This is a genomic window from Pseudomonas sp. MAFF 730105 (assembly GCF_055380705.1).
This window is the reverse complement of sequence record NZ_AP018438.1, coordinates 5327588-5351971: the sequence shown is the minus strand read 5'-3', so window position 1 is coordinate 5351971 and position 24384 is coordinate 5327588. Positions and strand designations below refer to the sequence as shown.

16 protein-coding genes and 1 pseudogene are annotated in these 24384 nt (G+C 61.3%); 9 read left to right on the top strand and 8 right to left on the bottom strand.

From position 1 onward, the window contains the following. Nucleotides 1-3: 3 nt before the first annotated feature. A complete protein-coding gene (locus PCOSP_RS23360) occupies nt 4-1647 on the top strand; it encodes a glycosyltransferase family 39 protein (RefSeq protein ID WP_175362994.1) in 1644 nt (547 codons plus the stop codon). Here the strand turns inward: PCOSP_RS23360 and PCOSP_RS23355 are convergent. From PCOSP_RS23355 to PCOSP_RS23330, 6 genes are all read right to left on the bottom strand, one after another. Then, nucleotides 1568-3187 (bottom strand): FMN-binding glutamate synthase family protein, encoded by a 1620-nt coding sequence (locus PCOSP_RS23355; protein ID WP_464709604.1) that lies wholly within the window; start codon nt 3185-3187, stop codon nt 1568-1570. The two genes, PCOSP_RS23360 and PCOSP_RS23355, sit on opposite strands and share 80 nt — an antisense overlap. Before the next feature lie 267 nt (nt 3188-3454). Then, nucleotides 3455-4861: an ATP-binding protein gene (locus PCOSP_RS23350; RefSeq protein ID WP_139645113.1), complete on the bottom strand. Its 1407-nt coding sequence runs from the start codon at nt 4859-4861 to the stop codon at nt 3455-3457. After that, a complete protein-coding gene (locus PCOSP_RS23345; RefSeq protein ID WP_464709603.1) occupies nt 4858-6660 on the bottom strand; it encodes a DAHL domain-containing protein in 1803 nt (600 codons plus the stop codon). The genes PCOSP_RS23350 and PCOSP_RS23345 overlap by 4 nt, the downstream gene beginning before the upstream one ends. After that, nucleotides 6657-7616, bottom strand: coding sequence for a cytochrome-c peroxidase (locus tag PCOSP_RS23340; protein WP_464709602.1), 960 nt, complete (start codon nt 7614-7616; stop codon nt 6657-6659). The genes PCOSP_RS23345 and PCOSP_RS23340 overlap by 4 nt, the downstream gene beginning before the upstream one ends. A gap of 36 nt (nt 7617-7652) precedes the next feature. Continuing rightward, entirely contained in the window at nt 7653-9527 is a 1875-nt protein-coding gene (locus tag PCOSP_RS23335; protein WP_464709601.1) for an EAL domain-containing response regulator, read from the bottom strand. Next, nucleotides 9524-11815: a GGDEF/EAL domain-containing response regulator gene (locus PCOSP_RS23330; protein ID WP_464709600.1), complete on the bottom strand. Its 2292-nt coding sequence runs from the start codon at nt 11813-11815 to the stop codon at nt 9524-9526. Before PCOSP_RS23330 ends, PCOSP_RS23335 begins: the two co-directional genes overlap by 4 nt. A 231-nt stretch (nt 11816-12046) precedes the next feature. On the opposite strand from PCOSP_RS23330, the gene nosR reads away from it, so the two are divergent. The 4 genes from nosR (at nt 12047) to PCOSP_RS23310 (ending at nt 15193) form a co-directional block, all read left to right on the top strand. Then, complete coding sequence (gene nosR / locus PCOSP_RS23325; protein WP_139645123.1) at nt 12047-13414, top strand: response regulator c-di-GMP phosphodiesterase, NosR family; 1368 nt, start codon at nt 12047-12049, stop codon at nt 13412-13414. Nucleotides 13415-13628: 214 nt separating this feature from the next. Continuing rightward, complete coding sequence (locus PCOSP_RS23320) at nt 13629-14057, top strand: NUDIX hydrolase (RefSeq protein WP_464709599.1); 429 nt, start codon at nt 13629-13631, stop codon at nt 14055-14057. Between the two features lie 3 nt (nt 14058-14060). Then, on the top strand, nt 14061-14699 hold the full coding sequence (locus tag PCOSP_RS23315; protein WP_139645127.1) for a LysE family translocator: 639 nt from the start codon (nt 14061-14063) through the stop codon (nt 14697-14699). Continuing rightward, nucleotides 14696-15193, top strand: a complete 498-nt coding sequence (locus tag PCOSP_RS23310) for a GNAT family N-acetyltransferase (protein ID WP_175363003.1) — start codon at nt 14696-14698, stop codon at nt 15191-15193. Before PCOSP_RS23315 ends, PCOSP_RS23310 begins: the two co-directional genes overlap by 4 nt. A 112-nt stretch (nt 15194-15305) precedes the next feature. On the opposite strand, the gene metR is transcribed toward PCOSP_RS23310, so the two are convergent. After that, the gene (gene metR / locus PCOSP_RS23305; RefSeq protein ID WP_139645131.1) at nt 15306-16223 is read right to left on the bottom strand and encodes a transcriptional regulator MetR; all 918 of its coding nucleotides are present in this window, start codon (nt 16221-16223) and stop codon (nt 15306-15308) included. Nucleotides 16224-16332: 109 nt separating this feature from the next. On the opposite strand from metR, the gene metE reads away from it, so the two are divergent. Both metE and PCOSP_RS23295 read left to right on the top strand, forming a co-directional pair. Continuing rightward, a complete protein-coding gene (gene metE / locus PCOSP_RS23300; RefSeq protein WP_464709598.1) occupies nt 16333-18645 on the top strand; it encodes a 5-methyltetrahydropteroyltriglutamate--homocysteine S-methyltransferase in 2313 nt (770 codons plus the stop codon). Nucleotides 18646-18932: 287 nt separating this feature from the next. Continuing rightward, nucleotides 18933-19951 (top strand): annotated as a pseudogene (locus PCOSP_RS23295) (alpha/beta fold hydrolase). A gap of 177 nt (nt 19952-20128) precedes the next feature. On the opposite strand, the gene PCOSP_RS23290 reads toward PCOSP_RS23295, so the two are convergent. Then, nucleotides 20129-21010, bottom strand: coding sequence for a LysR substrate-binding domain-containing protein (locus tag PCOSP_RS23290; protein WP_139645137.1), 882 nt, complete (start codon nt 21008-21010; stop codon nt 20129-20131). Between the two features lie 115 nt (nt 21011-21125). On the opposite strand from PCOSP_RS23290, the gene PCOSP_RS23285 reads away from it, so the two are divergent. Both PCOSP_RS23285 and PCOSP_RS23280 read left to right on the top strand, forming a co-directional pair. Beyond that, on the top strand, nt 21126-22763 hold the full coding sequence (locus tag PCOSP_RS23285) for a 5-guanidino-2-oxopentanoate decarboxylase (protein ID WP_464709596.1): 1638 nt from the start codon (nt 21126-21128) through the stop codon (nt 22761-22763). Then, nucleotides 22760-24208 carry an aldehyde dehydrogenase family protein gene (locus PCOSP_RS23280; protein WP_175384657.1) on the top strand — a complete coding sequence of 483 codons (1449 nt, stop codon included), beginning with the start codon at nt 22760-22762 and terminating at the stop codon, nt 24206-24208. Before PCOSP_RS23285 ends, PCOSP_RS23280 begins: the two co-directional genes overlap by 4 nt. Nucleotides 24209-24384 lie beyond the last annotated feature (176 nt).

The window sequence follows — 24384 nt, the reverse complement described above, 5'->3', positions numbered from 1 at the left end:
TTGATGAGAGATATTTCTGTTTATCTGAAAAAGCCGGCAAGTCGGTTGGTCGACCGTGTGGCTTTGGCGACACTGGTGGCTCTCGCACTGGTTGTGAGATTTCACGGAATCTCGGTGCCCGCCATCTGGTATGACGAAGCTTTCAGCGTGCTGCTTGCCAGACATGAGCCTTGGCAGATCTGGTCCATTACGGCACGGGACATTCATCCGCCTCTTTATTATCTGCTGCTGCATTACTGGATGACGTTGTTTGGTGATGGAGTCGTCGCCGTGAGGTCACTCAGTGCCATGATGGATATCGGCACTGTCTTGTTGAGCGTAAAACTGATGAGTCTGGTTTCCACGCGCAGGGCAACTTGGATTGCTGCATTGTTATTGGTGTTGCTGCCTATATCGGTTCGCTATAGCCAGGAAGCGCGGATGTATACGTTGCTCGGGTTTTGGCTGATGGGGGCAACCGTTGCCTTGGTGTGCTGGACTGAGGGGTATAGGAAGAAACGTTTTGCCTGTATCTATGTGGTGTTGATGACGGCAGCTTTCTACACCCACTACTTCGCGGCGTTGTGTGTGCTTGTTCATTGGTTTCATTGGTGGTGGGGACGTTCGGATATCGCTCATTCTATATCTGCGCGTGCCTGGATTCTGGCTAATGGCGCGATAGTGGTGTTGTTCGTGCCTTGGCTGCCTCATTTTATCGAGCAACTGGCAGGCTGGGATGAGTTTGGTTGGATACCGCCGATCACAGGCCAGGCCGTGTTGAGCCTTGTTTGGCAGTTCACTGTTATGAATGGTGTGGGAGCACAGTCGTTGTTGATTCGTGCAGTGCCGTTGGCATTGATTGTTACCTGCGCGATCGTGCTGGTTTGGAAAAAAAATGCCCCATATCGTTTCCATGGCTTATTGATTGGCTATTTTTTTATTCCTGCTGTCGTGCTTGCTCTGGTCGCCATCATTGTCCCGGTTTTTGTGCCTCGTTATTTGACATTTGCTGCGGTGGGATTACCGCTCATTGTTGCTGTCGCTTTGGATAGTCTGGCGCGACGAACTGGAGTTCTGGTCTTGGCGCTGGTGGTTATGGTCACGGCAGAAATGCAAGGGTTGCAATCGGTCTATCGACAAGCGGACGGTTTGAATGGAACGGATTTACGTCGAGATTTCCGGCTGGATGTGCTGGCGGCAAAGATCAAAGAAGCGGTTCGGCCAGGTGATGAAATTGTGCTCGAGTCTTTAATCTGGTATCTGCCATTCGATTATTACAATAAGACAGATATTCAACCGAGGTTGTATCTCCGCTTGCCCGCCACTACTATTCTGAAACTCATCGAACGTGGCGGTTATGCCACGATTTCCGGAAATCTTGGTTGGGTCTATTTCAATAATCTGCAGGTATTAAAATGCCTGGGGCATAGGGTTTGGTGGGTAGCGGTAGAAATACTCCCAGAGGACCAATTACTGTTGGAAACAGATTGGGAGCTCACGCTGACTCTCAAGGAGGGTGGGATGGCTGCTTCTCTATTCACTCTCAAAGCGACACCAGCCTCAACCGAGGCTGGTAATCAACCCGCCGTTACGCAGCCCCCACTTCCAAAGGCTCAAAACTGTCCGCCCGCGCCATCTGCCACATCCGCGAATAAAACGCGCCATTGACCTCGCCCGTCAGCAACTCCCCGGGCTTGAGAAACACATGCAATTGGGAAAACAGCTTGATCTCGGTCGCGGACATCCGCCGAACCAGGTGCTTGGGTTGCAACTGCGACGGGTGTTCGAGGCCTGCGGCGGCGAGCATTTCTGCCAGGGCCTTGAGGGTGTTGCGGTGAAAGCTGTAGACCCGCTGGGCCTTGTCCGGGACGACCAGGGCGCGCTGGCGCAAGGTGTCCTGGGTGGCGACGCCGGTGGGGCATTTGTTGGTGTGGCAGCTTTGCGACTGGATGCAGCCGATGGCGAACATGAAGCCCCGGGCGGCGTTGGCCCAGTCGGCGCCGATGGCCAGTACGCTGGCGATGTCGAAGGCGCTGACGATCTTGCCGCTGGCGCCGAGCTTGATCTTGTCCCGCAGGTTCAGGCCCACCAGGGTGTTGTGAACGAACAGCAGGCCCTCGCGCAGCGGTGCGCCGATGTGGTCGGTGAACTCGACCGGTGCGGCGCCCGTGCCGCCTTCCTTGCCGTCCACCACGATAAAGTCGGGCAGGATGCCGGTCTCCAGCATGGCCTTGGCGATCCCCATGAACTCCCAGGGATGACCCAGGCAGAACTTGAAGCCCACCGGTTTTCCACCGGACAACTCACGCAACTGCTGTACGAACTGCATCAACTCGATGGGGGTGGAAAAAGCGCTGTGGCAGGACGGTGAAACGCAATCCTCGCCCATGCGGATGCCGCGGGTTTCGGCGATCTCCCGGGTGACCTTGTGCTTGGGCAGAATCCCGCCGTGGCCGGGTTTGGCGCCCTGACTCATCTTGATTTCAATCATCCGCACCTGTGGGTTCCGGGCCTGGGCGGCAAAACGCTCCGGGTCGAAGTGGCCGTCCGGGGTGCGGCAGCCGAAGTAGCCGCTGCCCAGCTCCCAGGTCAGGTCGCCGCCATGTTCACGGTGATAAGGGCTGATGCTGCCTTCGCCGGTGTCGTGGGCGAAGTTGCCGAGCTTCGCCCCTTGGTTCAAGGCCCGGATGGCGTTGGCGCTCAGGGAACCGAAGCTCATGGCGGAGATGTTGAACACCGAGGCCGAGTACGGCTGGGTGCACTGCGGGCCGCCGACTGTTACGCGAAAACCGCTGGGGTCGCTCAACGGGGCTGGACGCATGGAATGGCCAATGAATTCGAAACCGGCCTGGTAAACGTCGATCAGCGTGCCGAAGGGTTTGTCGGCGCTTTCGTTCTTGGCCCGGGAATACACCAATGAGCGCTGGGCGCGGGAGAAGGGCAGGGCGTCGCTGTCGGATTCGAGCAGGTACTGGCGGATCTCCGGGCGAATGCCTTCGACCAGGTAGCGGATATTGCCCAGGATCGGATAGTTGCGCCGCACGGCGTGGCGGCTTTGAAGCAGGTCGAACAGCCCCAGCAGGCTCAGCAGGCCTGTCACCAGCGCGAACGGCCAGAGCCAGTCATGCGCAAGGAACGGCAGGCTGGCGAGGGTGAACAGTACACAGCCAGCGAAGAAGGCGTAACGGCTCAGTAGCGACAGGCTCATGCGGTTTCCTTGGGGTAGGGGCGAAGGGCCATTCTGCGCTGGTGGCGAAACGCTGGGCAACTGGTGATGAGAGGATTTCATGTGCCGAGGGATTTATCTGTGGCGAGGGGATTTATCCCCGCTGGGCTGCATAGCAGCCCCAATACAATCGACTCAATCTGCCTGATGTACCGAGTCGACTGGTTTTAGGGCTGCTGCGCAGCCCAGCGGGGATAAATCCCCTCGCCACAGGTCATCCTTCCACAGATAAATCATGTTTAATCAATGTCACCCCACCAACTTCATCTGCCGCACCGGCAACTCGACCCGGAACGTCGTCCCCACCCCCACTTCGCTGCGCACGGTGATCTCGCCGTTGTGCTTCTTCACGATGCCATAGGACAACGACAGTCCAAGCCCCGTGCCCTGGCCGATGGGTTTGGTGGTAAAGAACGGGTCGAAGATTTTTTGCAGGGTTTCCGGTTCGATGCCCGAGCCGTTGTCGGCGACTTCGATCCACACGGTGTCGCCGTCGACGCCGTTGCGCAAGGTGATGGTGCCGCGTTCGGGACCGATGGCCTGGGCGGCGTTGACGATCAGGTTCATGATCACCTGATTGATTTGCGACGGCAGGCATTCGACCTCTGGCAGCGGGCTGTACTCCTTGACCACATCGGCTTTGTACTTGATTTCGTTGGCCACGATGTTCAGCGTCGAATCCATGCCCTGCTGCAGGTTCGCCATCTGCCATTCCTGGTTGGAGTCGACGCGGGAGAAGTCCTTCAGGTCCTTGACGATCTGTCCGACCCGGGCAATGCCGTCCTTGGATTCCTTGATCAGCAACGGGATGTCTTCGACGAGGAAGTCCAACTCCACCTGCTCGCGCAGCTTGGTCAGGTACATCACCAGTTCCGGCGAAGCGATGGCTTCTTCGGCATTGCCATAGGCCAGGAGCATTTCCTCCAGTTTGTTGAAGTAGCCGTCCAGCGCGCCCAGGTTGGAAGAAATGAAACCGATGGGGTTGTTGATTTCATGAGCCACCCCGGCTGCCAACTGGCCCAGCGAGGCGAGTTTTTCCGATTGCACCAACTGGGTTTCGAGCATCTTGCGTTCGTCGATTTCCATCTGCAGCAAGGTGCTGGCCTGTTTGAAGGCCTGGGTGCGTTGCTGCACCAGTTCTTCGAGTTTGTTCATTTTCAGTTGCGCGCGGGAGGTCATCTCCCACTTGGTGGTGAGGGTGTTGGCCATCTGCTGGACTTCGATGTTATCAAAGGGCTTTTTCAGGATCAGCAGGCGGTCGTGACCGTTCAGTCGATCCAGCAATTCATCCCAGGAATAATCCGAATAGGCCGTGCACACCACCACCTGCAACTGCGGGTCGCATTTCCACAGTTCCTCGATGGTCTTGGCACCGTCCCACCCCTCTGGCATGCGCATGTCGACGAAAGCCAGGGCATACGGGCGGTCTTTTGCCAGCGCCGCCTGCAATTTGCTCAGGCCTTCCTGGCCGCCATAGGCCGAGTCGAGCTCGAACACCGTACCGACCGGCTTCGGTGCATCGCCAAACAGCGCGCTCTCCATGTCTTGCAGGTCGGCGTTGCTGTCGTCCTCGGGGGTGAGAATCTTGCGAAAATCCTCATGAATGGCGGGCGTATCGTCGATCAAGAGGATGCGCCGGTTACTTAAACTGTTCATGAATCGTCTTCCGCGAGTTTCAGGGGTACGTGCAGCACAAACGTCGCTCCCTTGCCGGGTCCCTCACTGTGGGCAGTGAGACGGCCGTTCATTTCGATGGCGGCCGTTGCACAGCTGTGCAGGCCGAACCCGTGGCCTTCCTTGCGCGTGGTAAAACCGTGGGCAAAGATGCGGGTCATGTTTTCTTCCGGAATACCTTCGCCTTCGTCCTTGACACTGATCTGCAACGTCTCGTCATTTACGACCTCCGCACGCAGGGTCATGTTCCGCGCATGATTCGAGACTCCGGCCATGGCGTATTTGGCGTTGCTGATCAGGTTGATCAGAATCAGCAACAAACGGTGCTTGTCACCCATGATCCGCGGCAAGTTGCCGTACTCCTTGATCACAGTTACATGGTGCCGGGTCAGGGCGCCGGAGTTCATGCGCAGGGCGTCTTCCAACAGTTCGCTGACCACCAGCGGTTCCACCAGGCTGTTGGCACCGGCATAGGATTGCTGCGTGGAGACGATGTCCTTGATGTGGTCCACGCTCTTGCTCAACTGGGCCAATTCATCGATCAGGCTTTGCTGTTCGACCGCAATCGCGTCCGCCAATTGGTTGAGATAACCGGGTAGCAGCTTGCCTTTTTCGTCTTCGCTGAGGAAGTGCCCGAGGTCGTGGCCGTGCTCGTTGATCAGGGTCATTGCCTTGCCCAGCCCCTGGGCCTTGCTGCCGCGCAACTTGCGGCTGACCAGGTCGGCGGAGATGTTCACGCTGTTGAGCACGTTGCCGACGTTATGCAGCACATTGGTGGCGATCTCCGCCATGCCGGCCTGGCGGGCGGTGTCCATCAATTCGCTTTGGGTATCCTTGAGTTGGCGGGTGCGCTCTTCGACCCGCTGCTCCAGTTCGTCGTTGGCGGTTTTCAGGGCTTGGTTGACGTGCTTGATCTCGGCAAAGCTGCGTACCAGCCGAATGGCCAGCCAGATCAATATCAATACCAGCAGGGTGGCGAACACCAGCAGGTACACGTGGTTGCGCTGGTACTTGTCGGCAGCTATTTCCTGATCCTTCTCGATCAGGCGGGTAATGCTGTCCAGATGATCGGAGACAGGAACGGCATCGATGTTCTCCAGCAACTCGTTGACCCGTGGTTGTTCGCGCAGGATCAGAGCGATGTGCCGGCTCAGGATGTCGATGGAGTCATGCAAGCCCACCGGCAGGCGCTCCTTGTTGACATCGAGACGGTTCAGGCCCAGCAGCACCTCGGCGGCTATTTCGCGGGTGGTGAGCAGAGAGAACTCCATACTGCTGAGTAGCAGGTCGTAGGTGTCGATGGCGACACTTTGCAACTGCAGCTTGTCCTCGTCGGACAGTTGGGCGAACTCGGCCTGAATGTCGTCTTCGGCGGTGGGCAGGAAGGCCAGGGAGTTGCGCAGCACCGCGTTGTGGGACTTGAACTGTTCCACCAGGCGGGTTTTTTCCTTGACGGCCTTGAGATACTCGTCGCGCTGGTTCTCCCAGAGCGAGGGCGCATGGCGACCGGGCTCCGATTCAATGGTGTCGAGGCGTTGCCACAGGCGCGTCATTTCGTGCAGTGGGGACACCAGCGGGTCGTAGTTATGGCTCAGGGCGACCCGGGATTTGAGGACCTCGTTGTCCCAGATGGCGTCCTGCTGCTTGAGCAGGCGGATCAGGTCCCGGGACTCAATGTACGAGGCAGCCTGTTGCGCACTGGAATTGACGTACATGAACAGCAGGACCGAGGCGAGCAGGGCGCCGATGAAGAACAGGCCGAAGCGACGAAGGGCCTTCATAGTGGCTTGCCCTCGTGTTCACCGGTCAGGGTCTTGAGGAATTCGACGATCAGTTCCGTGTCGTTCTTCAACGGTTCACGGCCCAACTGGTATTTGAACATCACTTCCACCGCACGCTCGAGGGTCGGTGCGGATCCGTCGTGGAAATACGGTGCGGTAACGGCCACGTTACGCAGGCTGGGGACCTTGAAGACCTGACGGTCGGAGTCATCGCCGGTGACGTTGAAACGTCCCTCATCGACCCGGGTGGGGTTGCCCCGGTCCGCGATGTAGTCACCCATGACGCCGAACTTCTGGAACATGTTGCCGCCGATGTTCACACCTTGGTGGCAAGCGATGCAGCCGTATTCCTTGAAGCGCTGGTAACCGAACTTTTCCCGGGGGGTGAGAATGTCGGTGTTGCCCAGCAGATATTGGTCGAAGCGCGAGTTGGGTGTCAGCAGGGTGCGCTCGAAATCGGCCAGCGCGCCCTGGATATTGGGCTTGGTGACACCGTCGGGATAGGCACTGGCGAAGTCCTTGGCATAACCCGGGTCATCGGCGATGCGCTTGACCACCGCTTCCCAGGTATTGCCCATTTCCGTGGGGCTGGTCACCACGGCGTGGACCTGGTCTTCCAGGGTATCGACGCGGCCGTCCCAGAACTGATGGAAGTTCAGGCTGGCATTGAACACGGTAGGCGTATTGACCTCCACCGGCTTGCCATCGAACCCCAGGGAAAGCCGCTTGTCGTCGGCGCCGCCCTTGTCAAGATGATGGCAACTGGCGCAGGAGAGAGTGTTGTTGACCGAGAGCCGAGGATCGAAGAACAGTCGCTGTCCCAGTTGGACACGCTTGGGGTCCAGGGTCGGAACAGGGGGTAGCGGTTTGAGCGGCTCGTCCAGTGGTGCGGCGTAAGCAGTCACGCCCAAGCCCATGAGCAGGCCGAGAGCGAGTAACAGTCCAGATGACGCCATCGGATGCTTCCTTGAATCTTTTGGTTGATGGGTGTTTCACGAAAACGGATTCGGACGCCGTTCCCACTGGGCCATCCACTGGACAAAGGCTAGCGGCTCCACCGCCTTGCTGAAGTAATACCCCTGGGCCTCTTCGCACTGGTGGACCTTGAGAAACTCCAACTGCTCGCGGGTTTCCACACCTTCGGCGATGATGTGCAGGTTCAGGCCCTTGCCGAGGTTGATGATGGTGCTCACCAGCTTGGCGTCGTTGCTGTCGATGCTCAGGTCACCGACGAACGATTGGTCGATCTTCAGCACATCCACTGGAAATTTCTGCAGGTAGCTCAAGCTCGAATAGCCGGTACCGAAGTCGTCGATGGCCAGCCGGATCCCCTGTTGCTTGATGGCCTTGAGGATGGCGACGGTGGTATCGATGTTCTGCATCAACACGCTTTCGGTGATCTCCAGTTCTAACTGTGTCGGGTCCAGTCCCGTTTCCTTGAGGGTGCGGGCGATGCCTTCGACGAAACCCCGTTGACGAAAATCGATGGCCGAGACGTTGACCGACAGGTACAGCGGCCGCATGCCTTGGGCTTGCCAGGTGCAGGCCTGCTGGCAGGCTTCCTGGAGTACCCATTGGCTGAGTGGCACGATCAGCCCGCTGTCCTCGGCCACCGGGATGAAATCCGATGGCGGGACCAGCCCATGGCCTGGTCGGTCCCAACGCACCAGTGCCTCGACGCCGACCACCTTGCCACTACGCAGGTCCAGCTTGGGCTGGTAATGCAGCACGAACTCCTTGCGTTGCAGGGCCAGTCGCAAACCGGACTCGATGGTCTGTTGCTGTCGGGCCCGGCGGTTCATGTCTTCGGTGAAAAAACGGTAGTCGTTGGGACCGGTTTCCTTGACGTTGCGCATCGCTGTCTCGGCTTTCTTGATCAGCGCCACGGCGTCGAAACCGTCGGCCGGATACACGCTGACCCCCAGGCTCGCGGTGACGCTCAGGTCATGCCCCTCGATGGGCTGGGGCGAGTTGACGGCCGCCAACAGCTTTTCCGCCACGCCCTTGATCTGTTGCGGATCGGCGATGTCCCCCAGCACCACCACGAACTCATCGGAACCGTAGCGAAACACCGAGTCGGATTCACGCACCACCGTCGACAGCGCGCGAGCCACGCGCTTGAGCATCTCATCGCCCACCGGATGGCCGAGGGCATTGTTGATGCGCTTGAAGCGATCCAGGCCGATGAACATCACCGCCAGTTGCCGGTCATGGCGCCGGCACTGGGCCATGGCCTGGGTCAGGCGATCACCGAGCAACATGCTGTTGGGCAATTCGGTGAGCACGTCGTATTGCAGCAGGTGAGACACCTTGAGCAATTCCTGGACCCGTTCCTCGATCGTGCGTTCCAGGCTGCGCATCTTTCTCGCCGCATCCTGGGCCAGTTGCCATTTCCAGGTCATGGCGCTGGCCATCTGGCGGATTTCCAGGGTGTCGAAAGGTTTTTTCAGGATCAGCAGTTGATCATCGAACTCGATGCGTTCGGCCATGGTTTCCCAGGTGTAATCCGAGAAGGCCGTGCACAGGGCGATTTGCAGCCGCGGGTCGGCTTGCCACAACCGCTCGATGGTCTGCAGGCCGTCCCAGCCCGGCGGCATGCGCATGTCGGCGAACACCAGCGCATAGGGCTGGCCTTCGGCCTGGGCGCGCTTGACCAGCTCCAGGGCTTCTTCGCCCTGATAGGCCGAGTCGATCTGAAATTGCAGTCGGTTGACCTGGGGCGTTCCGAACAACAGGCTCTCGGTGTCGTCCAGCGAATCATCGCTGCCGTTGCCGGGGCTGAGGATCTTGCGGAAGTCCTGATGGATGGCCGGCGTATCGTCCACCACCAGGATCCGCCGGTTGGCAGGTACCGACATGGGGTTCATGGGTTGCTCTCCGATAGCTGGCTCGCCGGCCGGGTCCAGTGATCCACCACGGGAACGATGGTGCCGGCCTTGAGCAGTTCGGCGGCCTGGCCGCTGTCCACCGCCGTGCTGAAATAGTGCCCCTGGGCTTGCATCGCTCCGCCGGTGGACATCAGTGTGGTGCGTTGCTCCTGGGTCTCGACGCCCTCGGCAATGATGCCGATGCCCACGTCCCGGGCAAAGTTGATGATCGCCCGCAGGGTCATGGCGTTGCCCGGGTCGTCGTTGGCGCTGTCGAGCAAGCGTTGGGCGAGTTTCAGGTGATTGACCCGATAGGTCTTGAGGTAATCGAACGAGGAATACTCGGTACCGAAATCATCGATGGCCACCTGTACCCCCAGTTCACACAGGCGCGGCAATACGTCGTTGTGGGTCCATTTGGTCTGGGCGAGGGTGGCTTCGGTGACATCGAAGCGCAGGTCCCAGGGGGCCAGCTCCCAGCGGGCGGTGGTCCGCAGGACATCGTAGATCAGTTCCGGCCCGGTCTTGAGCTGGGTCAGGGACAGGTCGATGGCAATGACCGGAGGGGCCATGCCCTGATCACGCCATTGGCGCATCTGCTGGCAGGCCTGATCCAGCACCCAATGCCCAAGGGCAATGATGAGCCCGGTTTTTTCCGCCGCCGGCATGAACGCCGATGGTTCCAGCCAGCCACGTTCCGGGTGCTTCCAGCGTACCTGCACGCCCATGCCCAGGATTTTGCCGGTGCCGAGGTCGACTTCCGGCAGATAATGCAGGTGCAACTCCTGGTTTTCGATGGCCTGGCGCAGGTCGTTGGTCAGGGCGACCCGGTCCGTCACCTCCTGGTTGATCTCCTCGTTATGGAAGTGGTACTGGTTGCGGCCTTTTTCCTTGGAGCGGTACAGGGCCATGTCGGACTGGGCCATCAGGCTGTCGGCACTCAGGGTCTGCGGCGTGTACAGGGCGATACCGATGCTCACGGAGATCCGTACGTCGTTGCCGTCCAGGGAGTAGGGCGCCACCAGGGTATCGCGGATCTTGGCCGCCAGCGCGGCGCAGTGGGTGGGTTCGTGGACATCTAGTTGCAGGATGGCGAACTCGTCACCGCCCAGGCGTGCGACCACGTCGTTTTCCCGGGTGCAGTCCTTGATGCGCCTGGCGACTTCCTGCAACAGCAGGTCGCCGATGGGATGGCCCAGGGTGTCGTTGATCCGCTTGAAGTGGTCCAGGTCCAGGTAGAACATCGCGAACGCCGGTGCCCCCCGGCGCGCGGCGGCGAATGCCTGGTGCAGCCGTTCTATCACCGTGGCGCGGTTCGCCAGCCCGGTCAGGCCATCGGTACGGGCCAGCAGGGCGATTTTTTCCTCGGCCAGCTTGCGTTCGGTGATATCCAGGATGATGCCTTCCACCTCCAGCAACAGGCCTTGCTCGTTGCGCACCGGGATGTAGCGGTTCTCCACCCAGCGGTACGTATCGTCGCCGGTGCGCATGCGGAACTCGATGGACGCACCCGCCGTATCGCGATCCAGCACGCGAACCATGGCGTCGTCGACCTTGGACTGGTCGTCGGGATGGATCAGCACCTGTGCCCAGTCCGGTGAGCCGACCAGTTGCCCGGCGACATGACCGAACTTGGTGATGTTGTGGGAGATGTACATCAACGGGAACGGCGGTTCGCCCCGCAAGCGATAGAGGATGGTCGGGCTGTTCTGCACGATGATGTTGGCGTCGGCCAGTTCCCGGGTGCGTTCCTCCACCGCGTGTTCGAGCATGTCCATCTTCAGCGCCGCGTCTTCGGTCATCTGCCATTTGACGGTCAGGGTACTGGCCATCTGGCGAATTTCGATGGCGTCGAAGGGTTTTTTCAAGATAAGCAGGCGGTCGCCCAGTTCCAGACGCTCGGCGATGTCTTCCCAGGAATAGTCCGAATAAGCGGTGCATAGCGCGACTTGCAGCTTGGGATCGGCGCGCCATAGCCTTTCGATGGTTTCCAGGCCATCCCAGCCAGGGGGCATGCGCATGTCGATGAACGCCATGGCATAGGGCTGCCCCTGGGCCAGTGCGGTCTCGACCTTGTTCAGGGCTTCCATGCCCTGGAAGGCCGAATCAAGCACGAAACTCTGGCTGACGACCGCGACCGGCGCGCCGAACAGGGCCTCTTCGGCACTGCTCAGGTTGTCTTCGGCGGGTGCCTGGGGACTGAGGATCTTTCGAAAGTCCTCATGGATCGTCAGGGTATCGTCGACGATCAGGATCCGCCGATTGGCTCTTTCCAGGGGCAGGCTCATGGCCGTGCACCGAGGTGATGCTGACTACAGAACCGTGGGTACATCTGATATCCCTTTCACTGGCATGAGTATTCTGGCCTGTACTTGGCCCTTCATGGGGTACAGCATAGTCGTCTGATCGGGATGCGCTTGGTCAGTGATGGCAAATCGTGCCTAAATTTACGCAATCTACTAGCCTGTCTTTTGGGGGTAAGGTAGAACGGTTGTCGTCTTACTAGGAGGGGGGTAGCAATGGAAGATCAATCGCCGGACGTTCCGGTCACGAAGCCGACGGTGCTGTTGGTTGATGACGAAGAGTCGATTCTCAATAGCCTGCGCCGGTTACTGCGCAGCCAGCCCTATGAGATCCTGCTGGCCGACAGCGGCGCCAAGGCCCTGGAAATCCTCAAGGAACGGCCAGTCGACCTGGTGATGACCGATGCGCGCATGCCCAACATGGACGGTGCGACGCTGCTGGCCCAGATCCGCAAGCTCTATCCGTCGACCCTGCGCATCCTGCTCACCGGCTACGCCGATGTGGACATGATGACCAAGGCCATCAACGAGGGGGGGCTGTATCGCTACCTCAGCAAGCCCTGGAACGACGATGAACTGGTGCAGGCCCTGCGCCAGGCCCTGGCCCATCAGCATTCCGAAAACGAACGCCAGCGCCTCGAAGCGCTGAACCGCGAGCAGAACCAGCAACTCAAGACCCTCAACGCCACCCTGGAAAAGCGCGTGGCGTCACGCACCGCCGAGCTGCAGCAGACCGCCGACATGCTCGACCTGGCCTATGAAGAGCTCAAGCGCAGCTATGTGACCGGCACCGAGGTGTTCTCGCTGATCGCCAACTTGCGCCTGCCCAAGGCCAAGCAGACCAACCGGCAGATCATCGAACTGATCCGGGTCTACAGTCGGCTGCACTTTCTCGACGAGTCCACCGATCGCGACCTGACCATGGCCGCCGCGCTCTACAACATCGGCAAGCTGAGCTGGACCGATAACATGATGGTCACGCCGGCTGACCTGCTGCATCACAACGAATTGGATCTGTATCGCTCCTATCCGAAACAGAGCGAATCGCTGCTGATGACCCTGGACCCGATGAAGGACGCGGCGCGCATCATCCTCCATCACCAGGAGCGCTGGGACGGCAGCGGCTTCCCGGATCACCTCAAGGGCGAGGCGATTCCGTTCGGTTCCAGGCTGTTGAAACTGGCGGTGGATTTCATCGAACTGCAGCGCGGGCTGATTCTCGAACGGCAGATGAACAGCGACGAGGCGCTGGTCTACATCCGCAAATACGCCGGCAAGCTGTACGATCCGGACATGGTGGAGGACTTCATCAAGGCCTGTGCCGAATACCTGGAGGACGTGACCCTGTCCGACCCGACGGTGAAGGTCATGACCACCCGCGAACTTGCGGCCGGCATGGTCCTGGCCCGCAACCTCAACGCCGACAACGGCATGCTGTTGCTCAATGCCGGCAAAGTGTTGAGTGCACCGTTGGTGGATAAGCTCATCGCCTTCGAAGCGATGGAAGGGGCCCGGTACAGCGTGTTCGTCAAGATCCCCGAGGAAGAACTGGATCCTTCGGCGCCGAAGCCGATGTTGGGGTGATCCAAGCCTGACTGGCGACTCGAATCCCCCTGTGGGAGCGAGCCTGCTCGCGAAAGCGGCGTATCAGCTGTTGAGCAGTTGACTGACACACCGCCTTCGCGAGCAGGCTCGCTCCCACAGGGATTGGTGTTGCCTGTGCACGTGGGGCAGGCTTTGCTCCAGCCTCTGTGGTCTGTAATCTCCCCCGGCATTTTTCCGCCAAGGCCGATCATCCATGACCACTCCCCTCATCCACATCGCCGCCGCCCTGCTGATCGGGCCGGATGGTCGAACCCTGCTGGTGCGCAAGCGCGGTACCCGGGCCTTCATGCAGCCGGGCGGCAAGATCGAGCCCCATGAGCAACCGATTCAGGCCCTGGCCCGGGAGCTGGAAGAAGAGCTGGGGCTGGCAATCGATCCGGCACAGGCCCGCTACCTGGGCCCGTTCAGCGCGCCGGCCGCCAACGAGCCGGGTTTTGTCGTCCAGGCCCAGGTGTACCTGCTGAACATCGATGCTGCGGTTTCGCCCGCTGCCGAAATTGAAGAAGTTCGCTGGATCGACCCGGCCGGCGATGGCGGATTGTCGCTGGCCCCGTTGACAGGCGAGGTGATCCTGCCGTTCTATCGGACTACAGACCTTTCGATCCCACGCCTCAAGGATTGACACATGATTCCCCTGCCGGACCTGCTGGTTTTTGCCGCCGCCGCGTTGTTGATGGTACTCACGCCCGGCCCGAACATGATCTACCTGATTTCTCGTTCGATCTGCCAGGGCCGCAAGGCCGGGGTCACCTCCTTGCTGGGGGTGGTGGCGGGGTTCTTCGTGCATGTGTTTGCGGCGGCGGTGGGGCTGACGGCGGTATTCCTGGCCGTGCCCATGGCCTATGAAATCCTGAAATGGGCCGGTGCGTTGTACCTGTTGTGGCTGGCCTGGCAAGCCGTGAAGCCTGGCGCGCGTTCGCCGTTCCAGGCACAGCAGTTGCCTGCGGACTCGACGCGCAAGCTGATCACCATGGGCTTTCTCACCAGTGCCCTGAATCCGAAAATCGCGGTGTTCTACCTGTCGGTATTTCCCCAGTTCATCAGCCCGGAACATGGGTCGCTGTTCACACAGAGCCTGATCCTCGGGCTGGTCCAGATCAGCGTCAGTTTCAGCGTCAACCTGCTGATCGCCCTGTTCGCTGCGGGCATTGCCTCGTGGTTTGTCCACAACCCCACCTGGCTGGCGGTGCAGCGTTATTTCATGGGCTTTGTGCTGGGTGCGCTGGCGCTGCGGCTGATGCTTGAGCAACGGCGAGCCGCGTGAGCATCCGACGGCTGCGGGCCGGCGATGCACCGGCCTATCGCGAGCTGATGCTCCAGGCCTACGGGCTGCATCCGCAGGCCTTCACCTCCAGCGTCAGCGAGCGGGCGACGATGCCCATGAATTGGTGGGAGTCTCGCCTGACCAACCGGCTTGACGTGGTGCTGGGGGCGTTCGTCGACGGGGAACTGGCCGGTATCGTCGGCCTGTCCCTGGAGGCCCGACAGAAAGCCCGGCACAAGGCGACGCTGTTTGGCATGTACGTCGTCGATACCCATCGTCACCAGGGGCTTGGCCAGCAACTGCTGGAGGCCGCGCTTGACGAAGCCCGTCGCCATACCTTCCTGCGCCTGGTGCAACTGACCGTCACCGCGGGCAACGATCCGGCGCTCAAGCTCTATCAACGCTGCGGTTTCGTGCTCTACGGCCTGGAGCCGATGGCGATACGGGTGGACGACGAGTATCTCGACAAGATCCACATGTGGCGCGAGCTCTAAGGCGCCATCGCGAGCAGGCTCGCTCCCACATTTGGATGTGTGTGCATACAGACAGTGAGGCCAACGCAGCCCCTGTGGGAGCGAGCCTGCTCGCGATAGCGGTGCCCCGGTATCACCGAACGGCACTGACCCCATCCAACGTGGAAAACGAAGTGTCCTTGGCCGTCAACAGGAAGTCGCGCATGTACGGTGCATCGAGCATGTCGGTGCGAACCGCCGCGTACAGCGTGGCGAACAGGCCTTTCTCCCCCAGCCGCTTGGCTTTCACATAACCCCGTGAGCTGTATTCATGCAGGGCCCAGTGGGGCATGCCGCAGACGCCACGGCCGCTGGCTACCAACTGCATCATCATCACCGTCAGTTCGGACGTGCGGACCTGGGCCGGTTCGATGTCGGCCGGTTCGAGGAAGCGGGTGAAGATGTCCAGTCGATCCCGTTCCACGGGGTAGGTGATCAGGGTTTCGCTGAGCAGGTCTTCGGGCACGATATAGGGTTTGCTTGCCAATCGATGCTGGTTGGCCACGGCGAGCATCGCTTCGTAGGTGAACAGCGGCACGTAGGTGATGCCCGCCAGTTCCAGTGGGTCGGACGTCACCACCAGATCCAGGTCGCCACGGGCCAGGGCTGGCAGCGGGGCGAAGGCGAAGCCCGAAGCCAGGTCCAGTTCGACTTCCGGCCAGGCGTCGCGGAACTGGTCGATGGTCGGCATCAGCCACTGGAAACAGCTGTGGCATTCGATTGCCATGTGCAAGCGCCCGGCGGTCCCTCCTGCCAGCCGCGCGATGTCCCGCTCGGCGCTGCGCAGCAATGGCAGGGTGGCGTCGGCCAGCTGCAGCAAGCGCAGGCCAGCGCTGGTGAACCGCACCGGTTTGGTCTTGCGCACGAACAACTGCATCCCCAGACGTTCTTCCAGCTCCTTGAATTGGTGGGAGAGGGCGGACTGGGTCAGGTGCAGGCGTTCGGCGGCTTCTACCAGGCTATCGGCTTCGCGCAGGGCGTGCAGGGTCTTGAGGTGGCGGAGTTCAAGCACCGGAATTGCTCCATGAGTAAAACTTGTGATCAACACGAAAAGGTTGAGTTTGTCTCATGCAGGGTCGGCTGTCGACAATGGCGTCATCTTTTACAGGAGGACTCTTACCATGGCCCTGGCCCACACCCTCGGTTTTCCCCGCATCGGCGCCGACCGCGAACTGAAGAAAGCCCTCGAAGCCTACTGGAAGGGCGACCTGGCGCCGGCCGCCTTGCAGAGCGTCGGTCGTGAACTGCGGGCCCGGCACTGGCAATTGCAGAAAGACGCCGGGATCGACCTGCTGCCGGTGGGGGACTTCGCCTGGTACGACCAGGTGCTTGGCCACACCCTGACCCTGGGCGCGGTTCCGGCGCGATTCCGCAACACGTTGAACCCGCAGGGCCGGCCGACCCTCGACACCCTGTTCGCCATGGCTCGTGGCGCCACGCCGGCCTGCTGCGATGCCAACCACGGCCAGACACAACATGCCCAGGAACTGACCAAGTGGTTCGACACCAACTACCACTACCTGGTCCCGGAGTTTTCCGTCGACCAGACTTTTGCCCTGAGCTGGGAGCAACTGTTCGATGAAGTGGACGAGGCCCATGCCTTGGGGCATCGGGTCAAACCGGTGATCATCGGCCCGCTGACTTATCTGTGGCTGGGCAAGGCCAAAGGGCAGGATTTCGACAAGCTCGACCTGTTGGAACGCCTGCTGCCGGTCTACGGTGAAATCCTCAATCGCCTGAAGGCCCAGGGCGTGGAGTGGGTGCAGATCGACGAGCCGATCCTCACCCTTGACCTGCCCCTGGCCTGGCGGAGCGCCTTCGAGCGGGCCTACCACATCCTCCAGTATTCGCCGCTGAAGAAACTGGTGGCGACTTATTTCAGTGGCCTGGAAGACAACCTCGGCCTGGCCGTGAGCCTGCCGGTGGACGGTTTGCACATCGACGCGGTACGCGCGCCGGAGCAACTGGGCCAGGTGTTGGACCGCTTGCCGACCTACAAGATTCTCTCGGTGGGCCTGGTCAATGGCCGTAACGTCTGGCGTTGCGAGCTGGAACAGGCTCTGGCGCAGTTGCAACCGGCCCAGGAGCGCTTTGGCGAAAACCTCTGGGTCAGCACGTCGTGCTCGTTGCTGCACAGCCCGGTGGACCTGGAGCGTGAAGACCGGCTCGACCCCGAGCTCAAGCACTGGCTGGCCTTCGCGGTGCAGAAGTGCGGTGAAGTGGCGGTGCTGCGTGACGCATTGAACGATCCGCAAGCCCCCGGTGTGCAACAGGCGCTGGCCGCCAGCCGCGAGGTGCAGGCGAGCCGCGCGGCCTCGACGCGTATTCACAAGCCCGATGTCCAGGCCCGTCTGGCGGCCATCAAGCCCCAGGACAGCCAGCGGCGTTCGCCGTTTGCCCAGCGCATCGAACAGCAGCGGGCCCGTCTGAAGTTGCCGGCCTTTCCCACGACCACCATCGGCTCTTTCCCGCAGACCCCGGCGATTCGCCTGGCGCGTCAGGCCTACAAGCAGGGCAAGCTGTCGGCCAACGACTATCAGGACGCCATGCACACCGAAATTCGCCACGCCGTGCAGATCCAGGAGCGCCTGGGGCTGGATGTACTGGTCCATGGCGAAGCCGAGCGCAACGACATGGTGGAATACTTCGCCGAGCAACTGGACGGCTATGCCTTCAGCCGTTTCGGCTGGGTGCAGAGCTACGGTTCGCGATGCGTGAAACCGGCAATCATCTACGGCGACATCAGCCGGCCGAAGCCCATGACCGTCGACTGGATCCGCTACGCGCAAAACCTGACCGACAAGACCATGAAGGGCATGCTCACCGGCCCTGTGACCATGCTGATGTGGTCGTTCCCCCGCGAAGACCTGCCGCGTCGGGTCCAGGCACAGCAACTGGCCCTGGCCCTGCGTGACGAAGTGGTGGATCTGGAAGCGGCCGGGATCAGCATCGTACAGATCGACGAGGCCGCCTTCCGCGAAGGCCTGCCGCTGCGACGCGGGCAATGGCAGGAGTACCTGGACTGGGCGGTGGAAGCCTTCCGCTTGAGTGCGTCGGGTGTGCGTGACGAAACCCAGATCCATACCCACATGTGCTACAGCGAATTCAATGACGTGATCCAGGCCATCGCAGCCATGGATGCCGACGTCATCACCGTTGAAACCTCACGCTCGGACATGGAACTGCTGGAGGCTTTCGAAGCGTTCGACTACCCGAACGACATCGGCCCGGGCGTCTACGACATCCACTCGCCGCGGGTGCCGGACACGGCCGAGATCGTCGGGTTGATGAGCAAGGCCCTGAAGCGGATTCCCGCCGGGCACCTGTGGATCAACCCCGACTGCGGCCTGAAGACCCGGGCATGGCCGGAAACCGAAGCGGCGCTGGTGAACATGGTGGCGGCGGCGCGACAGTTGCGTGGGCAGTTGGCGTGACAAAATACTTGTAGGTGAACACCTTTGTGGCGAGGGGATTCATCCCCGCTGGGCTGCGAAGCGGCCCTAAAGCCAGGCCACTCGGTGCATCAGGCAGATTGAGTCGACTGCCTTGGGGCTGCTGCGCAGCCCAGCGGGGATGAATCCCCTCGCCACAGGCGGAGTGTTCGCCTTTCGGACAACCACTCGGCAATCTTCATCAAACTGTCACGCAACTGTGGCAGCGCGCTTGAACGAATTTCATCAGACTCGCGCTCTACTGGGGTTCTGCGTTTTGGTGTTTCTTCATGCGTGTGTTCATTTTCCTGGCCGTCCTGTTGTTCGGCCTGCCGTCGATTGCGGCGTCTCGTTGTGATGTCAACGTCCCGACCCAACGGGTCGATCTGGATCAGGTAAGCCTGGCGTACCAGAGCATTGGCCGTGCCTCCGATCCGGCCTTGTTGCTGGTGATGGGGCTGGGCGGGCAATTGATCCATTGGCCGGATGAAGTGGTGGTTGCCCTGTGCGAGCAAGGCTTTCGGGTGATCCGCTACGACAACCGGGACGTGGGCTTATCCACCTGGCGGCAGGCACCGGGTAGCGCCAACCTGACTTTTGAAGCGCTTCGCTACAAACTGGGCTTGACGGTCGACGCGCCCTATACCCTCACTGACATGGCCAATGACGGGCTGGGACTGATGGATGCGTTGCGCGTGCAGCACTTTCACCTGCTGGGAGCGAGCATGGGGGCATGATTGCCCAGCACATGGCCGCCATGGCGCCGCAGCGGGTCGAAAGCCTGACCCTGATCATGACCAGCTCCAGTGCGGCCGGCTTGCCGGCGCCCAGCGAAACGCTGGTGCGATTGCTGTCACGCCGCAGTGCGCCGAATCGCGAGGTGGCGCTGGAACAGCAGGCTGACCTGCTGGCTGCCCTGGGCAGTCCCCTGGTGATCGATGATCGCCAGGCGCTGCTGCATCAGGCTGCTGTCGCCTATGATCGGGCGTTCAACCCCGAAGGTGTGAAACGCCAGATCATGGCGATCATGGCCGAGCCGAGCCGGGTCGAACTGCTCAATCAATTGCAAGTGCCGACCCTGGTGGTCCATGGCACCGCCGACCCGTTATTGCCAGTGATGCACGGCGTCCATCTGGCGGCGCATATCCGCGGCAGCCAGTTGAAATTGATCCCGGGCCTGGCCCATCGTTTCCAGGAGGCGTTCAAGGAGCCGTTGCTGGGGGCGGTGCTGCCCTATTTGCAACAGCATCGCGAAGACACCTCGCATTGGGCGCAGGTCGAACCGACGCAGGCGCCGAATCTGCTCTGATAGAGGTCGAAGGTTGTAGAGATCCCTGTGGCGAGGGGATTTATCTCCGCTGGGCTGCGAAGCAGCCCTAAAGCCAAGCGACTCGGTGCATCAGATAGATTGAGTCGACTGCCTTGGGGCCGCTTCGCGCCCCAGCGGGGATAAATCCCCTCGCCACAAAGGAGTATCTGCAGGACTTCACCGGGCCCGGGCCTGCTCCACCAACCACCCCATCAACTCCTGCAACGGCCCCGACGCCTGGGTCTTGCGCGGGAACACCAGGTGATAACCCAACCCGGTTCTGACCTTCAGTTCGAACGGCATCACCAGCCGCCCGGCGCTCAGGTCATCGCCGATCAGCGACCAGTCACCTATCGCCACGCCCGTGCCCTGTGAGGCCATGGACATCGCCAGATCCAGGGTTTCGAAATGCTGGCCCTTGCTGACATTGCTCAAGTGCACATCGGCGGCATCCAGCCAGGCCGTCCAATCGCGCTCGTCGCGGGTCGGGTGCAACAGCAGGTGTTGCTGCAGGTCGGCAGGTTCACGCAGCGGCACGGGGCCGTCCAGCACCGGGCGGGAGCAGACGGGCGTCAGTTGCTCATCGAACAGATGCAGGCACGCCAGTGAGGTGTCGGGTGGCGGGCCATAGACCACGGCCGCGTCGAAGCCCTCGCGCTGGAAGTCCACACCGTGCCTGACGGTGGTCGTCAGCTCCACCGGCACATCCGGCCGTTCCTTCTGCCATTGCAATAAGCGTGGCAGCAGCCAGCGCATCACACAGGTCGGCGCCTTGAGTTGCAGGGTCTGGCGCTTCTCGCCAATCTGCTCCACCGCATCGCCGATCAAGCGGAACACCTGCTGCACCCGGGGCAACCACGCCGTCCCTTCAGGTGTGAGGGTCAGGCCGCGGGCCTGGCGCTGGAACAGCGCGTAGCCCAGATGATCCTCCAGTCCAGCGATCTGCCGACTCACCGCGCCCTGGGTAATGTGCAACTGTTCGGCGGCCCGGGTGAAGTTGCAGCATTGGGCCGTGATCAGAAACGTGTGCAGCGCTGGAAGCGGAGGGAGTCGTTTCATTTGGATCCAAGCCATGACGTGAGGACATGGCTAGTATGACTTTTTATCCATTGTTGCCGCTATGGCCTGACCGTTCAATGAGCCCATTCCAAGACAAGAAAGAAGGGCAGTGGCAATGGCAACGTGCGGCGAAGTATTGGTCAAGTTACTCGAAGGCTATGGCGTGGAGCAGGTGTTCGGCATTCCCGGCGTGCACACCGTCGAGCTGTATCGCGGGCTGGCCCGGTCAAGCATTCGCCACGTGACGCCGCGCCATGAACAGGGCGCAGGCTTCATGGCCGACGGTTACGCCCGCGTCAGCGGCAAACCCGGCGTGTGTTTCATCATCACCGGCCCTGGCATGACCAATATCACCACTGCCATGGGCCAGGCCTACGCCGATTCGATCCCGATGCTGGTGATCTCCAGCGTCCAGTCGCGCAGCCAGCTGGGTGGCGGGCGCGGCAAGTTGCATGAGTTGCCGAATCAGGCTGCGCTGGTGGGCGGGGTCGCGGCGTTTTCCCACACGCTGATGTCCGCGGCTGAATTGCCCAGCGTATTGGCCCGGGCCTTCGCCGTGTTCCAGGCCGGGCGGCCGCGGCCGGTGCACATCGAAATCCCCTTGGACGTGCTGGTCGAAGACGCCGATGCCTTGCTCGCCAGTATGCCCGTGAGCGTCGATCGCGCCGGCGCCGCGCCGGGCGCGGTGAAACAGATGACGGCGATGCTGGCCTCGGCCAGACGGCCACTGATCCTGGCCGGCGGTGGCGCCATCGACGCCGCCGCCGAATTGACCGAACTGGCCGAACGCCTGGGCGCACCGGTGGCGTTGACCATCAATGCCAAGGGCTTGCTGCCGTCCCGTCATCCCTTGTTGATCGGCTCTACCCAGAGCCTGGTGGCCACCCGCACATTGGTGGCCGAAGCGGATGTGGTGCTGGCCATCGGCACCGAACTGGCCGAAACCGACTACGACATCACTTTTGCCGGGGGCTTCGAGCTCCCTGGTGCGCTGCTGCGCATCGACATCGACCCGGACCAGACCGTGCGCAACTATCCGCCGCGCCTGGCGCTGGTGGCCGATGCCCGCACCGCCGCCCGGGCCTTGCTCGACGAGTTGAACCGGCAACCTTTGGCCGAGCGCAGCAACGATTGGGGCGCTGTTCGTGCTACCCGGTTGCGTGCGGAGCTGGAAGGCAGTTGGGACGCTGCGGTCCGCGCCCAGAGCGCTTTTATCGACAGCGTTCTGCAAACGCTGCCTGAGGCGGTCTTCGTCGGCGACTCCACCCAACCGGTGTACACCGGCAACCTGACGTTCAACCCGGAGCGTCCGCGGCGCTGGTTCAACTCGTCCACCGGCTACGGCACCCTCGGCTATGCGTTGCCGGCGGCGATTGGCGCCTGGCTTGGCGGCAAGAACCAGGGCCATGGTCGCCCCCCGGTGGTGTGCCTGATCGGTGACGGTGGCCTGCAATTCACCCTGCCGGAGCTGGCCAGCGCCGTGGAAGCGCGGGTGCCGGTGATTGTGCTGCTGTGGAATAACCAAGGCTACGAAGAGATCAAGAAATACATGGTCAACCGCGCCATCGAACCGGTGGGGGTGGACATCTATACCCCGGACTTCATCGGTGTCGCCAAGGCCTTGGGCTGCGCTGCCGAAGCCGTCGATGATGTGGCGCAACTGCATACCGCACTGCTCGCGGCCAGCGACCGACAAGGTCCGACGCTGATCGAAATCGATCAGGCGCGTTGGATGAGCGGGGTGGCGCAATGACTCTTCCCACAGCATTGGAAGGGCTGTACATCAACGGCCAGTGGTTTCGCGGTGAGCAGTATTTACGAGTGATCAACCCGGCGACCGAGGCATTGCTGACCACTGTTCATGGCGGTGATGAACGCGCGGTCGATCAAGCCCTGGACGCCGCGACCCAGGCCTTTGGCCCATGGTCGAAAACCACGGGGGCCGAGCGCGGCGCGATCCTGCGTCGTATCGCCGCTGGCGTGCAGGCCGGTCGCGCGCAGTTGATGCAATTGCAATCGCGCAACAACGGCAAGCCGCTGTTCGAGGCAGCCATCGATGTCGATGATGTGGTGGCGACCTTCGAATATTACGCCGAGCTGGCCGAAGGCTTGGACATCCGGCAGGACAGTTCGCTGGCCTTGCCCAGCGATGATTTCAGCGCGCGCCTGCGTCGCGAACCTTGCGGTGTGGTCGGCTTGATCGTGCCGTGGAATTTCCCGATGGTCACCACCGCCTGGAAACTCGCACCGGCCCTGGCCGCCGGCTGCTGCGTGGTGCTCAAACCCTCTGAGGTCACGCCGTTGCCGGAGCTGGAGCTGGCCTCGATCATCGCTGACTGCGGCTTGCCCGATGGGGTCTTCAACCTGATCTGTGGGACTGGCCTGGCCGTGGGGGCGCCGTTGGCCGCCGATCCGCGGGTGGCGAAGATTTCCTTCACCGGCAGCAACGCGGTGGGTGTGCAGGTGATGCAACGGGCGGCGGAAACGGTGAAGGGCGTGAGCCTGGAGCTGGGCGGCAAATCGTCTCTGCTGGTGTTGGCCGATGCTGATCTGGAACTGGCCGTGGAGTTGGCCTGTGGTGGCGGCTTCTTCAATGCAGGACAGATGTGCTCGGCCACCAGCCGGGTGCTGGTCGCTGATGAGCTGGCCGATGAATTCCTGCAGCGGCTCAGGATCCGCGCCGAGGCGATTCGCGTGGCCGATCCGTTCGATCCGGACGTGGAAATGGGCGCGTTGGTCAATCAGGCGCAATACCAACGGGTGCTGGGGCATATCGACCGGGGCGTGAGCGCGGGTGCGACGCTGGTGTGCGGCGGCCAGCGCCCGACGCATCTGTCGCGAGGCTTTTTTCTTCAGCCGACGATCTTCACCGACGTGCCCCCAGACAGTGCGCTGTGGTGCGAGGAGATTTTTGGACCGGTGTTGTGCGTGCGCCGCTTCAGCGGCGTGGAACAGGCGATTGCGCTTGCCAATGACAGCCGTTTCGGCCTGGTGGCCAGCGTGGTCAGCCGTGATCTCGACGCTGCCGAGCAGGTCGCCAACGCTTTGCAGGCGGGCCTGGTGTGGATCAACGCGCCCCAGGTGATCTTTCCCCAGGCGGCGTGGGGTGGCTACAAGCAGAGCAGTCTGGGCCGCGAGTTGGGACCCTGGGGATTGGCGGCATTCCAGGAAATCAAGCATGTGATCCGGGCGGTCTGACAGCACGTTATCGGGTCGCGCATGCCTCGAAAAAAGGCATGCGCCAGGGACATGGCTTCAATGAGTTTTTTTCGATAGTCAGGGATTTTGTGCAACCCCAGGATGGCCTTCGACGACGACAAAGTCCTTGCGGCACGGGGCTTTGGTCGATCTCGAACGGCTAGGGCGCAATGGTT